Origin of the sequence: Halosegnis marinus (genome assembly GCF_029338355.1) — an archaeon.
Lineage (GTDB): Archaea > Halobacteriota > Halobacteria > Halobacteriales > Haloarculaceae > Halosegnis > Halosegnis marinus.
On record NZ_CP119802.1, the window covers coordinates 1,475,600 to 1,492,654 of the forward strand.

General features: G+C 70.0%; 16 protein-coding genes, 2 tRNA genes and 1 pseudogene. 5 read left to right on the plus strand and 14 right to left on the minus strand.

Going from position 1 to position 17,055, the window contains the following annotated elements; genetic code table 11:
- Positions 1–285: 285 nt before the first annotated feature.
- Positions 286–1,407, plus strand: coding sequence for a sulfite exporter TauE/SafE family protein (locus P2T37_RS08280; protein WP_276233436.1), 1,122 nt, complete (start codon positions 286–288; stop codon positions 1,405–1,407).
- The gene (locus P2T37_RS08285; RefSeq protein ID WP_276233437.1) at positions 1,408–1,845 is read left to right on the plus strand and encodes a universal stress protein; all 438 of its coding nucleotides are present in this window, start codon (positions 1,408–1,410) and stop codon (positions 1,843–1,845) included.
- 3 nt (positions 1,846–1,848) lie between these two features.
- On the opposite strand, the gene P2T37_RS08290 is transcribed toward P2T37_RS08285, so the two are convergent.
- Positions 1,849–2,007 (minus strand): hypothetical protein, encoded by a 159-nt coding sequence (locus tag P2T37_RS08290; protein WP_276233438.1) that lies wholly within the window; start codon positions 2,005–2,007, stop codon positions 1,849–1,851.
- 90 nt (positions 2,008–2,097) lie between these two features.
- Here P2T37_RS08290 and P2T37_RS08295 point away from each other — a divergent pair, with 90 nt between their 5' ends.
- Positions 2,098–2,847, plus strand: a complete 750-nt coding sequence (locus tag P2T37_RS08295; RefSeq protein WP_276233439.1) for a hypothetical protein — start codon at positions 2,098–2,100, stop codon at positions 2,845–2,847.
- Here the strand turns inward: P2T37_RS08295 and P2T37_RS08300 are convergent.
- The 7 genes and pseudogenes from P2T37_RS08300 to P2T37_RS08325 form a co-directional block, all read right to left on the minus strand.
- On the minus strand, positions 2,832–3,323 hold the full coding sequence (locus P2T37_RS08300) for a group I intron-associated PD-(D/E)XK endonuclease (RefSeq protein ID WP_276233440.1): 492 nt from the start codon (positions 3,321–3,323) through the stop codon (positions 2,832–2,834). The two genes, P2T37_RS08295 and P2T37_RS08300, sit on opposite strands and share 16 nt — an antisense overlap.
- 35 nt (positions 3,324–3,358) lie before the next feature.
- A pseudogene (locus P2T37_RS15460) lies at positions 3,359–3,643 on the minus strand (group I intron-associated PD-(D/E)XK endonuclease); the annotation flags it as partial.
- Between the two features lie 48 nt (positions 3,644–3,691).
- A tRNA-Pro gene (locus P2T37_RS08305) sits at positions 3,692–3,762 on the minus strand.
- Between the two features lie 47 nt (positions 3,763–3,809).
- The gene (locus P2T37_RS08310; protein WP_276236164.1) at positions 3,810–5,636 is read right to left on the minus strand and encodes an SLC13 family permease; all 1,827 of its coding nucleotides are present in this window, start codon (positions 5,634–5,636) and stop codon (positions 3,810–3,812) included.
- 84 nt (positions 5,637–5,720) lie between these two features.
- The gene (locus tag P2T37_RS08315) at positions 5,721–7,793 is read right to left on the minus strand and encodes a DEAD/DEAH box helicase (protein WP_276233441.1); all 2,073 of its coding nucleotides are present in this window, start codon (positions 7,791–7,793) and stop codon (positions 5,721–5,723) included.
- A 45-nt stretch (positions 7,794–7,838) separates the two neighbouring features.
- Entirely contained in the window at positions 7,839–8,381 is a 543-nt protein-coding gene (locus P2T37_RS08320) for a hypothetical protein (RefSeq protein ID WP_276233443.1), read from the minus strand.
- Between the two features lie 40 nt (positions 8,382–8,421).
- Positions 8,422–8,796 (minus strand): cupin domain-containing protein, encoded by a 375-nt coding sequence (locus P2T37_RS08325; protein ID WP_276233444.1) that lies wholly within the window; start codon positions 8,794–8,796, stop codon positions 8,422–8,424.
- Positions 8,797–8,871: 75 nt separating this feature from the next.
- Here P2T37_RS08325 and P2T37_RS08330 point away from each other — a divergent pair, with 75 nt between their 5' ends.
- On the plus strand, positions 8,872–10,068 hold the full coding sequence (locus P2T37_RS08330; RefSeq protein WP_276233445.1) for a CBS domain-containing protein: 1,197 nt from the start codon (positions 8,872–8,874) through the stop codon (positions 10,066–10,068).
- 74 nt (positions 10,069–10,142) lie between these two features.
- On the opposite strand, the gene P2T37_RS08335 is transcribed toward P2T37_RS08330, so the two are convergent.
- Both P2T37_RS08335 and P2T37_RS08340 read right to left on the minus strand, forming a co-directional pair.
- Positions 10,143–10,215: transfer RNA gene (locus tag P2T37_RS08335), tRNA-His, on the minus strand.
- A gap of 49 nt (positions 10,216–10,264) precedes the next feature.
- Entirely contained in the window at positions 10,265–13,333 is a 3,069-nt protein-coding gene (locus tag P2T37_RS08340) for an FAD-binding and (Fe-S)-binding domain-containing protein (protein WP_276233446.1), read from the minus strand.
- Positions 13,334–13,420: 87 nt separating this feature from the next.
- Between P2T37_RS08340 and P2T37_RS08345 the strand changes: the two genes are divergently transcribed.
- Positions 13,421–13,876, plus strand: coding sequence for a DUF5814 domain-containing protein (locus tag P2T37_RS08345; protein WP_276233447.1), 456 nt, complete (start codon positions 13,421–13,423; stop codon positions 13,874–13,876).
- Positions 13,877–14,248: 372 nt separating this feature from the next.
- Here the strand turns inward: P2T37_RS08345 and P2T37_RS08350 are convergent, their stop codons facing one another.
- The 4 genes from P2T37_RS08350 to P2T37_RS08365 all read right to left on the minus strand — a co-directional run bounded on the left by P2T37_RS08350 (position 14,249) and on the right by P2T37_RS08365 (position 16,988).
- A complete protein-coding gene (locus P2T37_RS08350) occupies positions 14,249–14,662 on the minus strand; it encodes a DUF8146 domain-containing protein (RefSeq protein WP_276233448.1) in 414 nt (137 codons plus the stop codon).
- Positions 14,663–14,819: 157 nt separating this feature from the next.
- Positions 14,820–15,419, minus strand: a complete 600-nt coding sequence (locus tag P2T37_RS08355) for an RPA family protein (protein WP_276233449.1) — start codon at positions 15,417–15,419, stop codon at positions 14,820–14,822.
- Positions 15,420–16,343: a replication factor A gene (locus tag P2T37_RS08360; protein ID WP_276233450.1), complete on the minus strand. Its 924-nt coding sequence runs from the start codon at positions 16,341–16,343 to the stop codon at positions 15,420–15,422. It abuts the gene before it with no gap.
- Positions 16,344–16,436: 93 nt separating this feature from the next.
- On the minus strand, positions 16,437–16,988 hold the full coding sequence (locus P2T37_RS08365) for a GNAT family N-acetyltransferase (protein WP_276233451.1): 552 nt from the start codon (positions 16,986–16,988) through the stop codon (positions 16,437–16,439).
- Positions 16,989–17,055: the final 67 nt, after the last annotated feature.

Here is a 17,055-nt window from a genome sequence, read left to right on the forward strand (position 1 = left end):
GTAAGAACGTTCGCAAGGCCGGGTGAAAGTGGTCGCGACCCCCCGTTCGTCGGTCAGGGGTCGCCGGGTCGAGCACCGGAAACGACGGGGGGTGAAGCGTGCGGACGCCCACCCCGTCACGCGGTCGCGTACCCTGTCGCAACGACAAGGCTTTTTCAGTCGGGTCGGCTACCGACCCGCTACACGTGGCCCACGCCTTTGCTTCGGACTTAACACAGCGTAGCGACCGCCAACGCCTCCCTCACGGGGGACCGACATGAACGCGGCCCGGGGGGTGACGGCCTGATGGCCCCCTCGTCGAAGACGGTCCAGAAGTCGTTCCTGAAGTACCAGCACCTGTTCGTGTTGACGACGCCGCTCGTGTTCGTCGCGGCGGTGTACGCGTTCGCGCCCACCTCGGGGACCGGCACCGGCTACTGGCTGGAGTACTGGTGGCTGTTCCCCTTCTTCCTGCTGGGCGCGACGACGGTCAACACCGTCGGTATCTCCGGGTCGGCGCTGTTCGTCCCGTTCCTCATCTTCGTCTACCCGCTGCTCGCGTCGGGGAGCCTCGACCCGGCCGCGTGGGCAGAGGTGGCGCTCTCGCCCGAGACGCTCGTGAAGGTCGGTCTCATCAGCGAGTCGTTCGGCCTCTCCTCGTCGGCCGTCGCCTTCATCCAGTACGGGCTGGTGGACCGGCGGCTCGCGCTCGCGCTGGTGGGCGGCGCGGTGCCGTTCGTCATCGCCGGAGCGCTGCTGTCGTTCGTCATCCCCGAGCCGGCGTTCCACCTCCTCCTGGGACTAGCGCTCGTCGCGGCCTCGTACCTCCTGTTCAACGCCGACCTCGGCCACGGCGACGAGTCCGAGGACCCGGACGCGGAGGCGGTCGCCGACGGCGGCCCCGACGGCGGCGAGGACCTTCCCGACGACGAGGGGAAACTCGGCCCCGCGGGCGTCGAGACGGACGACGAGGGGAACGTCACCCGTGTCGACCGGCAGGGCGACGACTACCGCTACACCCGCGGCGGCTACCTCCGGCGGTTCGCCAACTACGCCGTCGGCGGCACCTTCCAGGGGCTGGCCGGCTTCGGCGTCGGCGAACTCGGCATCGTCTCGATGCTCTCGACGAAGGTTCCCGTCCGCGTCGCCATCGGCACGAACCACATCGTCGTCGCGCTGACGGCCGTGCTCGCGTCGGTCGTCCACGTCTTCGGCGGGGGGCTCGTGCCCGGCGGCCACGAGATAGACCTCGCGTCGACGCCGTGGAACATGGTCGTCTTCACCGTCCCCGCGACCGTCACCGGGGGACAGATCGCGCCGTACGTCTCCAACGCGCTCGACGTGGAGACCATCAAGAGCGGGGTCGGCGGCCTGTTCGCCGTCATCGCGCTGGCGCTGTTCGCCATGGCCGCGAGCGGGGTGCTCTGAATGTACGACGACATCCTGCTTCCCGTGGAGGGGAGCGACGCCGCGACGGCCGCGACGAGCCACGCCGCGGAACTCGCGACGACGTACGACGCGACGGTCCACGTGCTCGCCGTCGCGGACACGCGTAACCGCTTCGAGAGCCCCACGAGCGGCCTCGCGCCCGACGCGTGGGACGAGGCCCAACACGAGAACGCCCGCGAGGCCGCCGCCGCGGCGACGGCCGCGCTCCCCGACGGCGTCGCCGTCGAGGAACACCTCGCGGAGGGGATTCCCGAGGACGTCATCCTCGACCGCGTCGGTGAGCACGCGATAGACCTCGTCGTGATGGGGACCCACGGCCGCACGGGGCTGGACCACTACCTCATCGGGAGTGTGACCGAGGACGTGGTGCGAAAATCGTCGGCGCCGGTGCTGACGGTGCGGCTCGACGCCGAGTAGGCCTTACCGCTCTCCTTCGAGCGCCCGAACCTGCGTCTCCACGCAGCGTGCCGGCCACTCGACGAGGTGTCGCTTCAGTCGGTCGAACGCGGCACCGAGCGGGCCGGTCGGCGTGCCCTCGGGTTCGGGCGCGCGCTCCGACGGTTCCCTGCCGTAGCTCATGTGATATAATGACACGGCCCTTTCCTAATAAACGTTCATGCTCGACGGACGACGCGGCAGGCTTTCGCCCGCGGGGCCCGTAGCCCGCCCGTGTACGAGACGGTACTCGCTGACCTGCGCGCCCGCGGCTACACGGTGACCCGCGGCGAGGACGCCGGCGAACCGCCCGCGCTCGCGACCGGCGGCGACGCCCCGGCCGGCCTCGGCGACGCCCCGCTCGCGGTCGAACCCGTCGGCCCGGACCCGACCGAACTCGTCGAGCGGGCCGCCCACGGCGCGCGCCACGACCGCGCGGTCCTCTACGTCGCCGCGCCCGACGACGCCGGCGCCGTCCGCGAGGTAATCGCGGAGCCGCGGTTCGTCGCCTCGGCGCGCGACGGCCTCCGCGTCTTCCACCACGTCCCCGACCGCATCCGCCTCCCCGACGACAGCTACGCCGCGGTGCGCGCGACGCCGCCGACGCCCCGCTACGGCGAGTCCGCCCGCGCCAGCGCCGACCGCGTCCTCGCCTGGCGGGAGGAGCCCGGCGACGGCGGCGAGTCGCGGCTCGTCCTCGAAGCGAACCGCCGCGTCGTCGCGACGCTCGGTTCGGTCGATTCCTTGACCTGTCTCGACTCGACCGACGCCTTCCCCTACCGCTACGCGCGCCGCGACGGCTCCTTCCGCGTCCGCAAGGGCGACCGCGAGGTCGGCCGCTTCCCCGGCGTCGCCGCGATGCGCGAGGGCGGCTACATGCCCGTGCCGGTGCCGCTCGTCCCCGAACACCACCTGCGGTGGGGGACGCCGGCGATGGGACTGGCCGTCGCCGGTGAGGGGGGCGTTCGCTACGAGTCGGTCTGAGTCGGCCAGTTTTCCGCGAATCGGTAGTCCCGGGCGCGGCGTATCCGCGAATCGGGCTTTTTCGGCTCGGTGACTCGAAACGAGGCCGTCTCGTCGGACGCGTCCCTGGCTATCGCGTACACCGCGTCCCGTTCGGCACAGTACACGAGTACGTCGTCGACCGCCTCGCGCTCGGCCGCCGATTCGTCGGCGCCGCCGGTATCGAACCGAACGCGATCGTCGACGACCCAGCCGCGCTCGAAACGGACCGCGCGCACGTCGTCCCCGGCCTCCACGAGCGCATCGTACCCCTCGACGTCGTCGGCCGGCAACCACGCCCGAACCCCGTGGTCGGCGACCGCGTCGAGTACCTCGTCGTCGACCGCCGTCGGCGACGCGACGCCCTCCTCCGGGGGCCAGTTCCGGTCGAACTCGTAGTCGCGAGCCCAGTTGATGCTCGCGTCGGCCTGTTCGGGCTCCTCGACACGGAGCCACATCCTCGTGTCCAGTCTGACTCGGACAGCAGGTAGAGGCTCTCCGACTCGTGGGCGTAGACGACGAAGTAGTCGGTATCGCCCTCGTACCGCTTCCGGGTGTTCCCCTCGGCGTTCGTGTGTGTCGAGGCTCCGTCGAACCGTACTGTCCCCTCCCGTAACCGCCCGGTCTTCACCTGAAGCCGCCAGAGCCCGGCGTCCGACTCCGCGACGAGGTCGTAGCGTTCGTTGTCGCCGACCGGCTTCGCGACCGGTATCCCTCGGCGCTTCAGTTCCGCAACGACCAGGGCTTCGGTCAGGTCGCCTTTCCGATGGGGTTCCATCGGAACGCAGTGGCCCCGCTATCGGTGATAAACGTTCGCGGAAAGGAGTGGGACCGCTCGGAGTCGAACCGAGAGCACGAGCACCCAAGGCTCGAAGGTTACCATTACCCCACGGTCCCGATACTCGGACTACCACGACGCGGCGTAAACGCGTTTCGCTCCGGCGTCACACCCCGTACAGCACGGCGATGCCGAGCGTCGTCGCCACCGCGAACAGCAGTTGGAGCGGCGCGCCGACCTTCACGTAGTCGGTGAAGCGGTAGCCGCCGGGACCGTAGACGAACAGGTTCGTCTGGTAGCCGACGGGCGTCATGAACGCCGTCGAGGCCGCGAAGGTGACGGCGAGGATGAACGCGAAGACGCTCGCGCCCACGTCGGTCGCCACCTGTGCCGCGACGGGGATCATCAACACGACGGCGGCGTTGTTGGAGACGATGTTCGTCAACACGGCGGTGACGAGGTACATCAGCCCCAGTACGGCCAGTACCGGTAGTGTCCCGGAGACGAGCACGACGAGTTCGGCGAGGAAGTCCGCGCCGCCGGTCGTCTGCATCGCCAGCCCGAGCGGGATGACGCCGGCCAGCAGGACGATGACGTCCCACTGGACGGAGTCGTACACCTCGGTCGGCTTCAGACAGCCCGTGACGACCATCCCGAGCGCGCCCGCGAGCGCGGCGACGACGATGGGGATCGGGGTGAGCGCCGCGGCGCCCACGACGGAGAGGATGAGGCCGACGGCGACGGGTATCTTCGACTCGCGGAAGTCGGGCCGCTCGACCTCCTGTGCGACGATGAAGTTCCGGTTGTTGTTGAGCCGGTCGATGGAGTCGCTCGTCGCCTGGACGAGCAGGGTGTCGCCGACGCGCAGTTCCATCCGGTCGAGCCGCCGGCGGACGAGTTCGCCGCCGCGCCGGAGCGCGAGGACGGTCGCGTCGTACCGCTGGCGGAAGTTCGTGGAGGCGAGCGACTCGCCGACGAGGAAGGAGCCGGGCGCGACGACCACCTCGACGAGGTTCTGCGGCCCCTCCGCGAGTTCGAGTTCCGCCTCGTCAACCGTCGCCTCCGGGACGAGGTCGAGGCCCTCCGCGTCGAGCAGGTCGACGAGCGTGTCCCGGTCGGTGCGGACGGCGAACACGTCGCCCGCCTGGATGGTCTTCGGCGCGAGCGGTTCGAGGAACACCTCGTCGCCGCGGATGAGCTGGACGAGGTCCACGTCGAACTCCGTCTCCTGGAGCGCCTCCTGGACGGTCGAGCCGACGATGGGGGAGTCCTCGCGGACGACCACCTCGGTCAGGTACTCGCCCATCTCGAACTCCTCCGTGAGGTCCTCCTCGGGCTTGATGCGCGCGGGCGTGAGCCACCGCCCGACCGTGAGCAGGTAGACGGTGCCGACGACGGCGACACACGCGCCCAGCGCCGTGAACTCGAACATCCCGAACGGCCGCCCGAGGTAGTCGATGGCGAGTTCGGAGGCGAGGATGTTCGTCGAGGTGCCGATGAGCGTGAGCGTCCCGCCGAACATCGACGCGTACGACAGCGGGAGCAGGAGCTTCGAGGGCGAGGTGCGCCCCTTGTGCGCGAGGTCGGTCACCATCGGGAGGAGGATGGCGACCGCCGCGGTGTTGTTGATGAGCCCGGAGATGGGGCTGACGACACCGATGACCGCGCCGAGCTGTTTCGACTCGGAGTCGCCCGTGAGTTCGGCGATCTTCCGGCCGAGTATCTGGACGACGCCGGTCCGCTGGACGCCGGCGCTCAGGATGAACATCGCCAGCACGGTGATCGTCGCGCGCGACGCGAACCCGGAGATACCCTGCTCGGGCGTCACGAGTTCGACGGGCGCGGCGAGCAGGCCGGCGTCGGCGAGCGCCGTCGTCACCGGTCCGAACAGCATCAGCGTCACCATCACGCCCAGTGCGGTGATGTCGATGGGGACCGGCTCCGTGGCGAACAGCGCCAACGCCGCGAGGATGATGGCGAACACGACCACCATTCCCGCGGTTACCTCCGGGAGTGCCACACGTTCAGGAGGCCGCGGCGTGGGAAAAAGGCCCCGTTCGCGGCGTGGCGGCCCCGCCTACTCGTTCTCCATCAGTTCGAGGTCCGCCACGATACCGTCCGGGTGTTTCCCCTTCCGGACGCCGTCGAGCATCACGAACGCCTGGTCGGGCGCGAGGAAGTGGCGACACACCGCGCGGCCGAGTCGCGTCGGTTCGAGTCCCTCGATGAAGCCGAACTCGAGGAGCTTCCCGAGCGCGAACTTCGTCGGCACCTCGCCGACCATCCGGTCGTTGAGCGACTTGGCGCGCTTGCCGGCGACGACGAGGTTCGCGAGCGTCTCCTCGACCGCGGTGGACTCGTCGTAGGTCGTCGTCACCGATTCCATATCCCCCTTCAGCAGCTGGAACGCCACCTCGTCCTCGGTGCGCTCCTGCGAGCCGTGGTAGCTGCCGTCCGGCTCGACGAGCATGTACACCGTGCCCTCGTCGTGGTAGTCGGGCCGGCCCGCGCGCCCGAGCATCTGCTCGAACTCCTGGACGGTGAGCCACTCGATGCCCATCGCCAGCGAGTCGAAGATGACCTGCGAGGCCGGGAAGTCAACCCCGGCCGCGAGCGCCGCGGTCGTGACGACGCAGGCGAGGTCCTGGTCGCCGAACATCCGCTCGACCTTCTTCCGCCGGCCGTAGTCCAGCCCGGCGTGGTACGGCGCGGCGTCGTACTCCATCTTGCGCGCCACCTCGTGGCAGCGCCGGCGGGAGTTGGTGAAGATTATCGTCTGCCCGCGGTACCCCTTCGAGGACTTCCGGTCGAAGGCGCGCTTCACGAGTCGGTTCTCGATGCGGGGCTTCTCCTTCCCGTCCGCGAAGGTGACGTGGCGCTCGATGGGGACGGGCCGCTCCTCGAACTCCACGAGGTTCGCGCCGAGCTGGCCCGCGAGCTGCTCGGGGTTGCCGACGGTCGCCGAGAGGTATATCCACTGGGTGTCCATCGGGTCGCGGCCGCCGCCGCGGGCGGCTTCGGTCGTTCCCGTCTCGGTGTAGTGTTTCAGCCGCGAGATGAGGCCGTCGAGCCGGTGGCCCCGTCCCTCCTCGCCGAGCGTGTGGACCTCGTCGATGACGACGGTGCCGATGTCGCCGAGGTCCTTCCCCGTGCGGAGCGCGTGGTCGATACCCTCGTAGGTGCCGACGATGACGTCGGCGCTCGGGTCGAAGCGGTTGCCGTCGTCGTTGATGCGCGACGCGCCCACGCGGATGGTGACGTTCGCCACGTCGCCGTAGCGGTCGCGGAAGTCCTCGTGTTTCTGGTTCGCGAGCGCGACGAGGGGGACGAGGAACAGCATCTTCCCCTGGCCGTTCAGCACGCGGTCGAGGCCGGCCATCTCCCCGATGAGGGTCTTGCCCGTCGCCGTCGCGCTCACGACGAGCTGGTCCTTGCCGTCGGTCGCGCCGTTCTCGACGGCGAGGCTCTGGACGGGGAGCAGGGTGTCGAAGCGCGATTCGAGCTTCGACTGGATGCCCGGATGGAGGTCGAGCGAGTCCACCGGGACGGGGTCTATCTCGTCGGTCGTCGCGGAGACGGTGTCGAACCGCGTCACCTCCGGGTCGAGGTTGCCCGAGAGGAGGTCCGAGATGCGTTCGAGGTCCTGCACGTCGAGGAGGAGTTCCTCCAGCCGCTCGCGGGCGCCCGACCGCAGCCCCCGGAAGTTCGCCTCGCGTTCGAGTTCCCGCATCGCACAGTCCGGACAGATGTGCTCGTCGTCGGCCCGGATGGCCGTCTCCTCAGTCAGCGGCGAGTAGCGGCCCGAGTTGGCGCAGTAGCGGCAGGTGCGGACGGCCTTCACCTTCCCCTCCAGCTGGTAGCCGGCGAACATGGCGCGCAGGCGCTCGCGCTGATCGCGGGCGGTCTGTTGGGAGATGCGGATGCGTTTCGCCCGGCGAGCTATCTCGACGAACTGGTCGGGCGGGCGGGGGACCTCGTCGGAGCCGTCCTTCACGCGGAGGCGCGCGGGCCGCGGGCCGGCGTCCGTCTCCTTCAGTTCGAGCCGCCCGTGGAGCACGCGCTCGTCGTCCCGCTCCACCGCGACCGTGAAGTCGCCGTCCGACCGCTCGTGGAGGAAGAGCGTGTCGACGGCGGCGACCTGCTGTGACACGCCGCTAGCTCCGCGACCGGCGTTGAAAACGGCTCCGGATGTGCCTCACTCGCCCTCTATCGCGTCGGCGTGGCGCTCGTCGTCCTCCAGTTTCTCTCTCGTCAGGACGCCCGACCGCCCGAGCGCGCCCGCCGCGACGAGGAAGAGGACGCCGCCCGGCACCACCAGTCCGCGTAGAACGACGAAGTACGCCCCGCCGAGCGCGGCGACGGTGGCGACGAACAGCATCACGCCCGAACGGAGCTGCTCGCCAGCGGCCGCGTCGAGCAGGAGCCCGGTGCCGACCGTGGCCGCGACGGCCCCGGCGGCCACGTAGCCGTCGGTCGGACCCGTGACCGCCGCGACGGCGCCGAGGCCGAGCAGGGTCGCGGCGACGCCCGGATACAGCCGCTCCTCGACGACCTGGGGGGAGACACCGTCCACGCTCACGGCGACGACGGTCGCGAGCAGCAGCACGCCGCCAGCCACGTAGACGACGTTCGACGCGACGACGGCCAGCCAGACGACGAGCGCGGCGACGACCGGTGCGAGGTACGCCTGCGGCGTACGGACGCGCTCGCGGGCGACCTCGCGGTACGACTGCTCCATGGACCGTTCGAACGCCCGCGACGCGGATATAGCAGGGGGGCTACTCCGCGAGCTCGATGCTGTCGTCGCCGTTCGGGACGGCACAGAGGAACGCGCCCGGCTCGTCGCCGTCGTTGCGGTACCAGTGGACACAGCCGGCGGGGATGTGCAGCGAGTCGCCCGCGGTGACGACGTGCTCCTCCCCGTCCAACCCGACGGTGTACTCGCCCGCGAGGACGTACTGTTCGTGTTCTATCTCGTTGGTGTGGCGCGGGACGCTCGCGCCCGGGTCGAGGACGAACCGCCGGAGCGCGAGGGTCGGCGCCCCGTGTTCGGGACCGACGAGGACGCCCTTCGACATCCCCGCGGCGGCGTCGACCGTCTCGTACTCGACCTCGTCGGCGCGGCGAACCAGCGGCGTGTCGGAATCGGCCATACCCGAGCGGGGTCGCGGCGGGGCAAAAAGCCGCCGTCGCCCGACCCTTAAGTACGCTCCGCGGCTACACGGAGTATGCGAAGCTTCCGTATCGGACGCCTCTTCGGGATTCCGATCGAGTTGGACCTCACCTTCCTGCTCGTCCTCCCGCTGTTCGCGTATCTCATCGGCTCCAGCCTCGGCGAGTACGCGGGGCTGTTGAACGACGTGCTCGGGCCGGCGGCGGCCGTGGACATCACGGCGCTGACCGGCGACCCGGTCGTCACCTTCGGCATCGGCACCCTCGCGGCCGTCGGGCTGTTCGCGGGCGTCGTCCTCCACGAACTCGGCCACTCGCTGACCGCGATGCGCTACGGCTTCCCCATCTCCTCTATCACGCTGTGGCTGTTCGGCGGCGTCGCTCAGCTGACCGAGATGCCCGAGGACTGGAAACAGGAGCTCAACATCGCCGTCGCCGGCCCCGTCGTGAGCGTCGCGCTCGGCGTCGTCTCCTATGCGGCCTTCACCCTCGTCGCCCCCGGCGGTGGCACCGCTGTCGCGGGGCTCCGGTTCCTGCTCGCCTACCTCGCGGTGATGAACGTCGCGCTCGCGATCTTCAACATGCTCCCGGGGTTCCCGATGGACGGCGGGCGCGTGCTCCGCGCGCTGCTCGCGCGCAACCGGCCGTACGCCCGGGCGACCCAGATAGCCGCCGAGGTCGGCAAGGTGTTCGCCATCGTGCTCGGCCTCTACGGACTGTTCGGCAACGGCGGACTGTTCCTCGTCGCCATCGCCTTCTTCATCTACATCGGGGCCTCCTCCGAGGCCCAGCGCACGACGATGACCGCCGCCTTCGAGGGCGTGACCGTCCGCGACATCATGACGCCCGAGCCGGACGTCCACACCGTCTCGCCCGACACGAGCGTCGCGGAGCTACTCCGCCGGATGTTCACGGAGCGGCACACCGGCTACCCGGTCGTCGAGAACGGGGTCGTCGTCGGCGTCGTCACGCTCGGGGACGCCCAGTCCGTGAAGGAGGTGGAGCGGGACGCCTACACCGTCGAGGAGGTGATGACGCGCGAACTCCGAACGGTGGGTCCGGACGCCGACGCGATGGACGCGCTCGACCGGATGCAGGAGACGGGCGTCGGCCGCCTGCTCGTCATGGAGGGCGACGACCTCGTCGGCATCGTCTCACGGACGGACCTGATGACGGCGCTCGACATCATCAAACAGAGCGGGTCGCTCGACGCGGGCGACGGGGGTCCGGCGACCGCCGAGCGCCCGGCCTGACCTCGCGGCGACGCGGTCGGCGGTGCTCGGCGCGGTGCCGGCGACCGGGCTATCCGTCGGCGACTCGGAGGAAGGTCCAGGTGCGAGAATCGAACCCGCGTCTCAGCCTCCACAAGGCTGAAGGATAGTCCACTACCCCAACCCGGACACACCGTTCCGTAGCCTACCGGTATTTGAATACCTTACGGAACCGCCCTCAGTCGGCGAGGGCGTCGGCCAACAGCTCCGCCGGGTGGGCCGGCTCCTCGTCGTACTCCTCCAGTTGCGAGCGGCAGGACGCGCCCGGGGCGGCGACGCGCTCGCCGGGACTGTCCGCGACCTGTCCGGCGAGGACGTCGCCGATGGCCGTGCTCATCGACGCGTGTTCGGCCTCGTAGCCGAACGACCCGGCCATTCCGCAGCAGGTGGAGTCGAGCGGGTCGACGGCGTAGCCCGCCCGCCGGAGGACGCCGACCGCGTGGTGGTCCTTCTTCTCGGCCTTCTGGTGGCAGTGGCCGTGGTACGTCACCGGGCCGTCGCCGGCCCACGCGACGCCGTCGTCCAGCCGGAAGGCGTCGAGGTACTCGCAGAGGCCGTAGGCGTTCGCCGCCACGGTCTCGGCGTCGGCGCGGGCGTCGTGGTCCGGGCCGACGAGGTCGAGCGCGTCCGACTGGAACATGACGGCGTCCGAGGGCTCGACGAGCACGACGTCCTTGCCCGATTCGACGTGAGGAGCGAGCGCGCGGGCGTTCGCCGCGACCTCGGCGCGGGCGCGGTCCACGAACCCCTTGGAGTGGGCCGGGCGGCCGGAGTCGCGCGCCTCGGCGAGTTCGACGCGTACGCCCGCTGCCTCCAGCACCCGGACGGCGGCCTTCCCGGCCTCGGGGCGGTTGTAGTTCGTGTACGTGTCCGGGAACAGGACGACCGTGCGCTCGGCCTCGACGGGCGACACCCCCGGTCCCCGCGACTCGAACCACTCGGCGAAGCTCTCGGCGGCGAAGGTGGGGAGCTTCCGGTCGGCGGCGATGCCGAGGGTCCGCTCCAGCACCGTCCGCGCGCCCGGCAGGTCGGTCGCGCGGTTGGCGAGGGGGGCGAGCGCGCTCCCGACGCGCGAGAGCGCGTCGATGTTCGCGAACACGCGGTCGCGGAGGCTCGCGCCGTTAGCCTCGTGGTCGGCGTGTTGGACCTCGGCCTTCATCTTCGCGAGGTCGACGCCGGAGGGGCAGTTCACCTTACACCCCTTGCAGCCGACACAGAGGTCCAGCACCTCCGTGCCGAACTCGGGGTCGAGCAGTTCGTCCTCGTCGAAATCCCCGTTCATCGCCGACCGGAGCATGTTCGCCCGGCCGCGCGTGGACTGTATCTCCTCCTCGGCCGCGCGGTAGGTAGGACACATCACACCCCCGGTCGTGTCCTGGTGCCCGCGACAGCCGCCACAGCCGTGACACAGCTCCACCATCCCCTGGAAGCCGTTCTCACCTTCCCACGACAGGGCGGGGTCGAAGCCGGCGTCGAACTCGTACTCCGGCGAGAACCGCAGGTGCTCGGTCATGTCGTGGTCGCCGCAGACGTTCCCCGGGTTGAGGAGCCAGTCGGGGTCGAACGCCGTCTTGAGGTCGCGGAAGGCGCGCCACAGCCGCTCGCCGTACAGCTTCCGGTTCCACTGGGTCCGCGCGCGGCCGTCGCCGTGCTCGCCCGAGACGCTCCCGCCGTACTCCACGACGAGGTCGGTCACGTCGTCGGCGATGCCCTCCAACTGCGCCATTCCCTCGACGCCCTTCGTGTTCACGAGCGGGCGGACGTGGAGCACGCCCGGGCCGGCGTGCGCGTAGAAGGAGGCGAAGGTGCCGTGCTCGTCGAGAACCTCCTGGAAGTCCGCCACGTAGTCGGGGAGGTTCCCGGCGGGGACGGCACAGTCCTCGATGAAGGAGATGTGCTTCGCGTCGGAGGTGCGCGACAGCAGGATGGGGAGGCCGGCCTTCCGCATCTTCCAGAACCGCGCGCGGGTGTCGGCGTCGTGGGCCTCCATCGCCGCGACGGCGTACCGCTCCTTTCGGGTCTCGACCCGGCCGGCCGTCGGGTCGGCCTCGGTCGCCGTCCCCGGCGCGCGGTCGGCGACGAGGTCGGCCACCTGCCGGCGGCCGTGGTCGTCGTCCTCGGCGTAGAACTCCACGAGCAGGACCGAGCCCGTGCCCTCGGGGAGGGTGCCGACCACGTCGGCGAACTCCGGGGTGTCGCGCGCGAGGTCGAGCAGGGTGTCGTCCATCACCTCGACGGCGCAGGGGCCGTGTTCGAGGATGGGCTCGACGTCCTCCATCGCGTCGAGCAGCGAGTCGTAGGTGAGCAGCGCGACGGCCTTCGTCCCCGGCGCGGGTTCGAGCGAGACGGTCGCCTCCGTCACGACGGCGAGCGTGCCCTCGGACCCGGCGAGCAGGCGCGCGAGGTTCACGGTGCCCGCCTCGCTGTCGGGGTCGGTGCCGGTGCCGTCCGGCAGGGGGCGCTCGCCGCGGGCGTCCTCCACGAGCGCGTCGAGGTTGTACCCCGAGACGTTCCGCTTCAGGTCGGGGTAGCGCGCGTCCACCTCGTCGGTCTCCTCGTCGAGTATCCGCACGACCTCGGCGTAGATGCGGGGGAGGAGGTCGTCGGCCTCGGGGTCGGCCTCGGCCCTGAGGTCCGCGACCGCGACCTCCCCGAGCCGGGTCACGGTGCCGTCGGCGAGGACCGCCTCCACCTCCTCGACGTAGTAGTCCGTCTTCCCGTAGACGAGCGAGTGCGACCCGGTGGAGTTGTTGCCGATGGCCCCGCCGAGCGCGCTCTTGTCGCCCCACGCCGGGTCCGGGCCGAAGGTGAGGCCGTGGTCGGCCGCGGCGTCGTTCAGGTGCGCGATGGTGACGCCCGGCCCGGCCGTCGCCGTCCGCGCGTCGGGGTCCACCTCGCGCACGCCGTCCATGTACCGCGAGCAGTCGAGGACGACGGCCTCGTTCACCGACTGGCCGGCGAGCGACGTGCCGCCGCCGCGCGGCAGGACGGGAATCCCCTCCTCGGCGCAGTACGCCACGACGGCGGCCACGTCCTCGGTCGAGCGCGGGAGGACGACCCCCACCGGAAGCCGCTCGTAGGCGCTGGCGTCCGTCGCGTACAGCTGTCGGGTGTACTCGTCGAACCGCACGTCCCCCGCCACGAGCGGTTCGAGGTCGGCGACGAGGTCCGGGCGCGCCACCTCGCCGCCCGCGTAGTCGTAGTCTGCGGCCCCGTCCCCGGCGGGGTCCGTCTCCTGCGTTGCCATACGCGACGTTCCGACCGGGAGGGGATAAACGCCCGCCCGGCGGCGAGCGCAACGCTTTCGCCGCTCCGCGCGCTTCCGTCGGTAGGCGTGGCCATCACGGACAAGATATACCTGAAGAACCACCGGCAGATAGCCTCGCAGCTGGAGACCTCCATCCCGAAGAGCGCCTTCTCCGGGGCGACGCTCGACCTGCTGTTCCAGGGCGAACAGCTGTCGAAGCTGGACGAGGCCACACAGGAGCGCGTGCTCGACTTCGCGACCGACTTCCTCGACTGCGACTGCGAGTCGAACCCCTACTGCGGCCACCCCGAGCGGAAGTTCGTCTCCTACCTGCTCGACCTGCGCGCGCAGGGGCTCGGCCCCGACGCCATCGTGGACGTGATGGGCGACGACTACATGCTGTACGCCTACTCCGGCGACGTGCTCTCCTTTCTCGACGACTCCGTCCGCTCGCTGGAGGCCATCGAGGAACTCGCGGACGTGGACGGCCGGAAGGAGGCCGCGGAGGCCGCACGCGAGCGCCGACGCGACCTCTCCGGCTGACTCGGTTTTCGGCCTTCCCGGCCCCCCTCCGTTTCCGGTCCGGCGCGCGCCGGCGAGCCTGTCGTGGCGAGCCAGCGCCGCGCGAGGTGCTCGTGAGCGCCGCGAACGAACGCTCGGAAGGCGAGCGGAGCGAGCCGTCCGGTGGACGAGTGAGCGGAGCGAACGAGTCGGCTGGGGAGGCGTGTGGGCGGTGCGGTCGCGGTGCTGTTCTCATGGAACCGTGCGAGCAGGGCGTTTCTGCGACTGTAGCTGAAGACGCCGAGCGAGAGCAGGGCGTTCGCCGGCCCTTACACCGACGGAACCGAACCGCCTACCCGAAGCAGGCCAGCAGGACAGCGACGCGGTCGGAAAAACCGCGAGAAGAGGGACGGGCTACCCCAGCCGGAAGGAGGGTTCGTCCTCCTCCTCGTTGTCGAGGTCCTCCAGCTGAATCACGTCCTCGTTGTCGTCCTCGTCGAGCTGCTGGGAGAGCTTCGTGACGTAGCGCTTGTACTCGTCCAGCTGTTCGCGGAGGTGTTCGGCCTCCAGCTCCAGCCGCTCGTGTTCGCGCACGAAGCTCTTGGGCACCTCGACCTTCGGCGGGAACGACTCGGCGTCCGAGGCCGTGGAGCCGTTGATCTCGTGTTCGGGAACGACCTGGACCTGGCCGTCGTGGGCAACGAGCGTCTCGACGTAGTCGCGGAACACCGCCGAGAGGGAGATGTCGCGCTCCTCCGCGATTTCCCGCAGGGTCTCGAACGCGTCCTCGTTGACCCGGAAGGAGATGGTCTTGTTCTTGTTGCCCATATCGTGCTAGGTCGTACGACGGCCCATCGGTATAAACGTTCGTCAGACGCTCGCACGCCGCTGGCGCGGGAGCGGCCCGGAAACGGCCGCGGCCGCGGCTCCGGGGCGTGAAAACGACCCGCGGGTGTGCACCGCGGGCGGGGAACTCGGGAGCGCGTTACGCCTGCGCCTCGGCCGTCTCGGACTCCTCCTCCTCCAGCGACTGGAGGGCCTCGACGACGGCCTCCTTGTACGTGGAGACGGGGAACTCGTAGTGTTCCTCCGCCATCCGGGCGTACTCGTTCTCGTCGTCGTCGAACGCGGCGATGCGGTCGAGCGTGCGTTCTGCCGTCTCGACGACCCAGCGGTCGCGCGTGTCGGCGTCGACGACGCTTATCGATTCGGGCCGCACGGAGACGTTCACGGAGCCGTCGTCCGTCTCGAACGTGCGCGGCTTGCCGACCATCGCGACGTAGGCGGGCGGTTCGAGGTCGCGGAGCGCGTTCGCCGCCTCGGGCTGGTACTGCCCGGCGTAGGTGAAGAACGTCCCCGTCGGGTCCACGATGCGGCCGCGCCAGTACTCGGAGTCCTCGCCGATGTCCTCCGTCTCGGTGAGCGTGCCGACGATGAACACGCGGTTCGCGCGCGCCCCCGTCGGGAGGAGCGCGTAGACGGGGGCGCGCTCGTCGTCCGACTCCTTGAACGTGTAGCCGGCGTCGTTGAACTCGCGGGCGAACGCCCGGCGGGCGACCTCTCGGGTGGGTACGTTGGCGGACATCTACATCGACCTCGCGCGGATGAGGGTTGCCTCGGCATCCGTCGCACCGAGCGGTTCCATGTCGTTCACCAGCACGTAGCGCCCGAGCGTGGGCCCGGCGACGCGGTAGTAGCGACCGAGGACGCCCTCGGCCATCTCGTCGGCGACGACGGTGGTGTCGAGCGCGTCCATCGCCATCTGCTTCGCCTCCTCCAGCGAGATACCCGTCAGGGTCTCGGTGGCGTCCTTGTCGAAGATGACCTCGTGGACGTCGTCGCCGTCGTCGAGCACCCCCTTGATGCGGAGGTCGAACTCGCCGTCGCCCTCGCCGTGTTCGCTACACCGGCCGTTCTGGAGGACGCGGGTACACCCCTCCTCGGGGCACCGCTTGATGAGGCCGCTGCCGGACTGGATGTCCACCAGCGCCCCCTCGACGGTCACGTCGTCGTCGCCGACCTCGATCTCCTCGTCTATCTCGGTGATGGAGGTCGTCCGGTTCAGCTTCACGGAGTAGTTCCCCTGGTACTCGTCGGTGACGACGTTGCCCAGCGCGTACGTCGCCCCCTCGTCGAGCTTCGGGAGTTCGGAGGTCTCGAAGGCGACGAACTTGATGGTGCCCGACTCGTCGCCGAGCAGGCCGACCTGCGAGATGCTGTCGGCGCGGGGTTCCCACAGCTCGACCAGCTTCACGCGGATGTCGACCCACTGTTCGTCCTCGTCGATGTCGCCGACGAGGACCGTCTCGTTCGAGCCGCCGCTCAGCTCGTCGCGGTCCATCCCGGCCTCGTCGAGGTAGTTCGACACCACCGACCGACGGGCCTCGTCGACGGGGATTCGGTACTCGTTGACCAGCGTGTCGAGGCGGTCCGCTATCTCCTCGACGGTCACGTCCAACTGGTCGGAGAACTGCTCGTGTATCTCTCGGGCGTGCTGTTGCACGGTCATGGTTTGCTCCGTCTCCGCTTGTTTTCGATGGGAGACGTACGACGGTTGGTGCCGAATGGTATTTAAATCTGTGTTAGCGGGGTGAAAGTGGAATCAGCCGAGGACGGACGCGGCGCCGTCCCACTCGTCGCACAACAGACCGTACACCTCCCGGTCGACGTAGCCGCCGTCGGCCGCCACGTGTCGCCGTCGGGTTCCCTCGTGGACGAAGCCGAGACGGTCGAGCACCGCCGCGGAGGCGTCGTTCGGGGCCATGTGTGCCGCCGACACCCGGCGGAGGCCGCGCTCCCCGAACCCGTAGTCGAGCAGGTACGCACACGCCTCCGTCGCGTACCCCTCCCCGTGGTGGTCGGGGTGGAGCCACGCGCCGAGGTTCGCCCACCCGTCGTCGTCGCGTATCGGCGCGAGCGAGACGCAGCCGAGCGGGTCGTCGCCGTCGCAGGCGAGCAGGATCGGGTAGTCGTCGGTCAACAGCTCCTCGAACAGCTCCGCGTCGAACCGCTCGCGGCTGTAGGGGCCGTCGAAGCGGGCGACGTAGCGGCGCACGTCGGGGTGGTTCGCGGCCGCACGGAGGAACTCGCGGTCCTCCGCCTCGACGGTCCGGAGGGCGATGCGGTCGCAGTCGACGAACGTCGGTCCCGGCATCGTTCCCGCCTCGTCCGGTCGTCGCAAAAGCCCTCCCCACGCACGACACGCAGGGACACGGTTTCAT

Coding starts and splice junctions, on each gene's coding strand:
- P2T37_RS08280 (WP_276233436.1), top strand. CDS start 286: ATGGCCCCCTCGTCGAAGACGGTCCAGAAGTCGTTCCTGAAGTACCAG.
- P2T37_RS08350 (WP_276233448.1), bottom strand. CDS start 14,662: ATGGGCAACAAGAACAAGACCATCTCCTTCCGGGTCAACGAGGACGCG.
- P2T37_RS08310 (WP_276236164.1), bottom strand. CDS start 5,636: ATGGTGGTCGTGTTCGCCATCATCCTCGCGGCGTTGGCGCTGTTCGCC.
- P2T37_RS08325 (WP_276233444.1), bottom strand. CDS start 8,796: ATGGCCGATTCCGACACGCCGCTGGTTCGCCGCGCCGACGAGGTCGAG.
- P2T37_RS08365 (WP_276233451.1), bottom strand. CDS start 16,988: ATGCCGGGACCGACGTTCGTCGACTGCGACCGCATCGCCCTCCGGACC.
- P2T37_RS08355 (WP_276233449.1), bottom strand. CDS start 15,419: ATGTCCGCCAACGTACCCACCCGAGAGGTCGCCCGCCGGGCGTTCGCC.
- P2T37_RS08340 (WP_276233446.1), bottom strand. CDS start 13,333: ATGGCAACGCAGGAGACGGACCCCGCCGGGGACGGGGCCGCAGACTAC.
- P2T37_RS08300 (WP_276233440.1), bottom strand. CDS start 3,323: ATGTGGCTCCGTGTCGAGGAGCCCGAACAGGCCGACGCGAGCATCAAC.
- P2T37_RS08290 (WP_276233438.1), bottom strand. CDS start 2,007: ATGAGCTACGGCAGGGAACCGTCGGAGCGCGCGCCCGAACCCGAGGGC.
- P2T37_RS08285 (WP_276233437.1), top strand. CDS start 1,408: ATGTACGACGACATCCTGCTTCCCGTGGAGGGGAGCGACGCCGCGACG.
- P2T37_RS08320 (WP_276233443.1), bottom strand. CDS start 8,381: ATGGAGCAGTCGTACCGCGAGGTCGCCCGCGAGCGCGTCCGTACGCCG.
- P2T37_RS08360 (WP_276233450.1), bottom strand. CDS start 16,343: ATGACCGTGCAACAGCACGCCCGAGAGATACACGAGCAGTTCTCCGAC.
- P2T37_RS08330 (WP_276233445.1), top strand. CDS start 8,872: ATGCGAAGCTTCCGTATCGGACGCCTCTTCGGGATTCCGATCGAGTTG.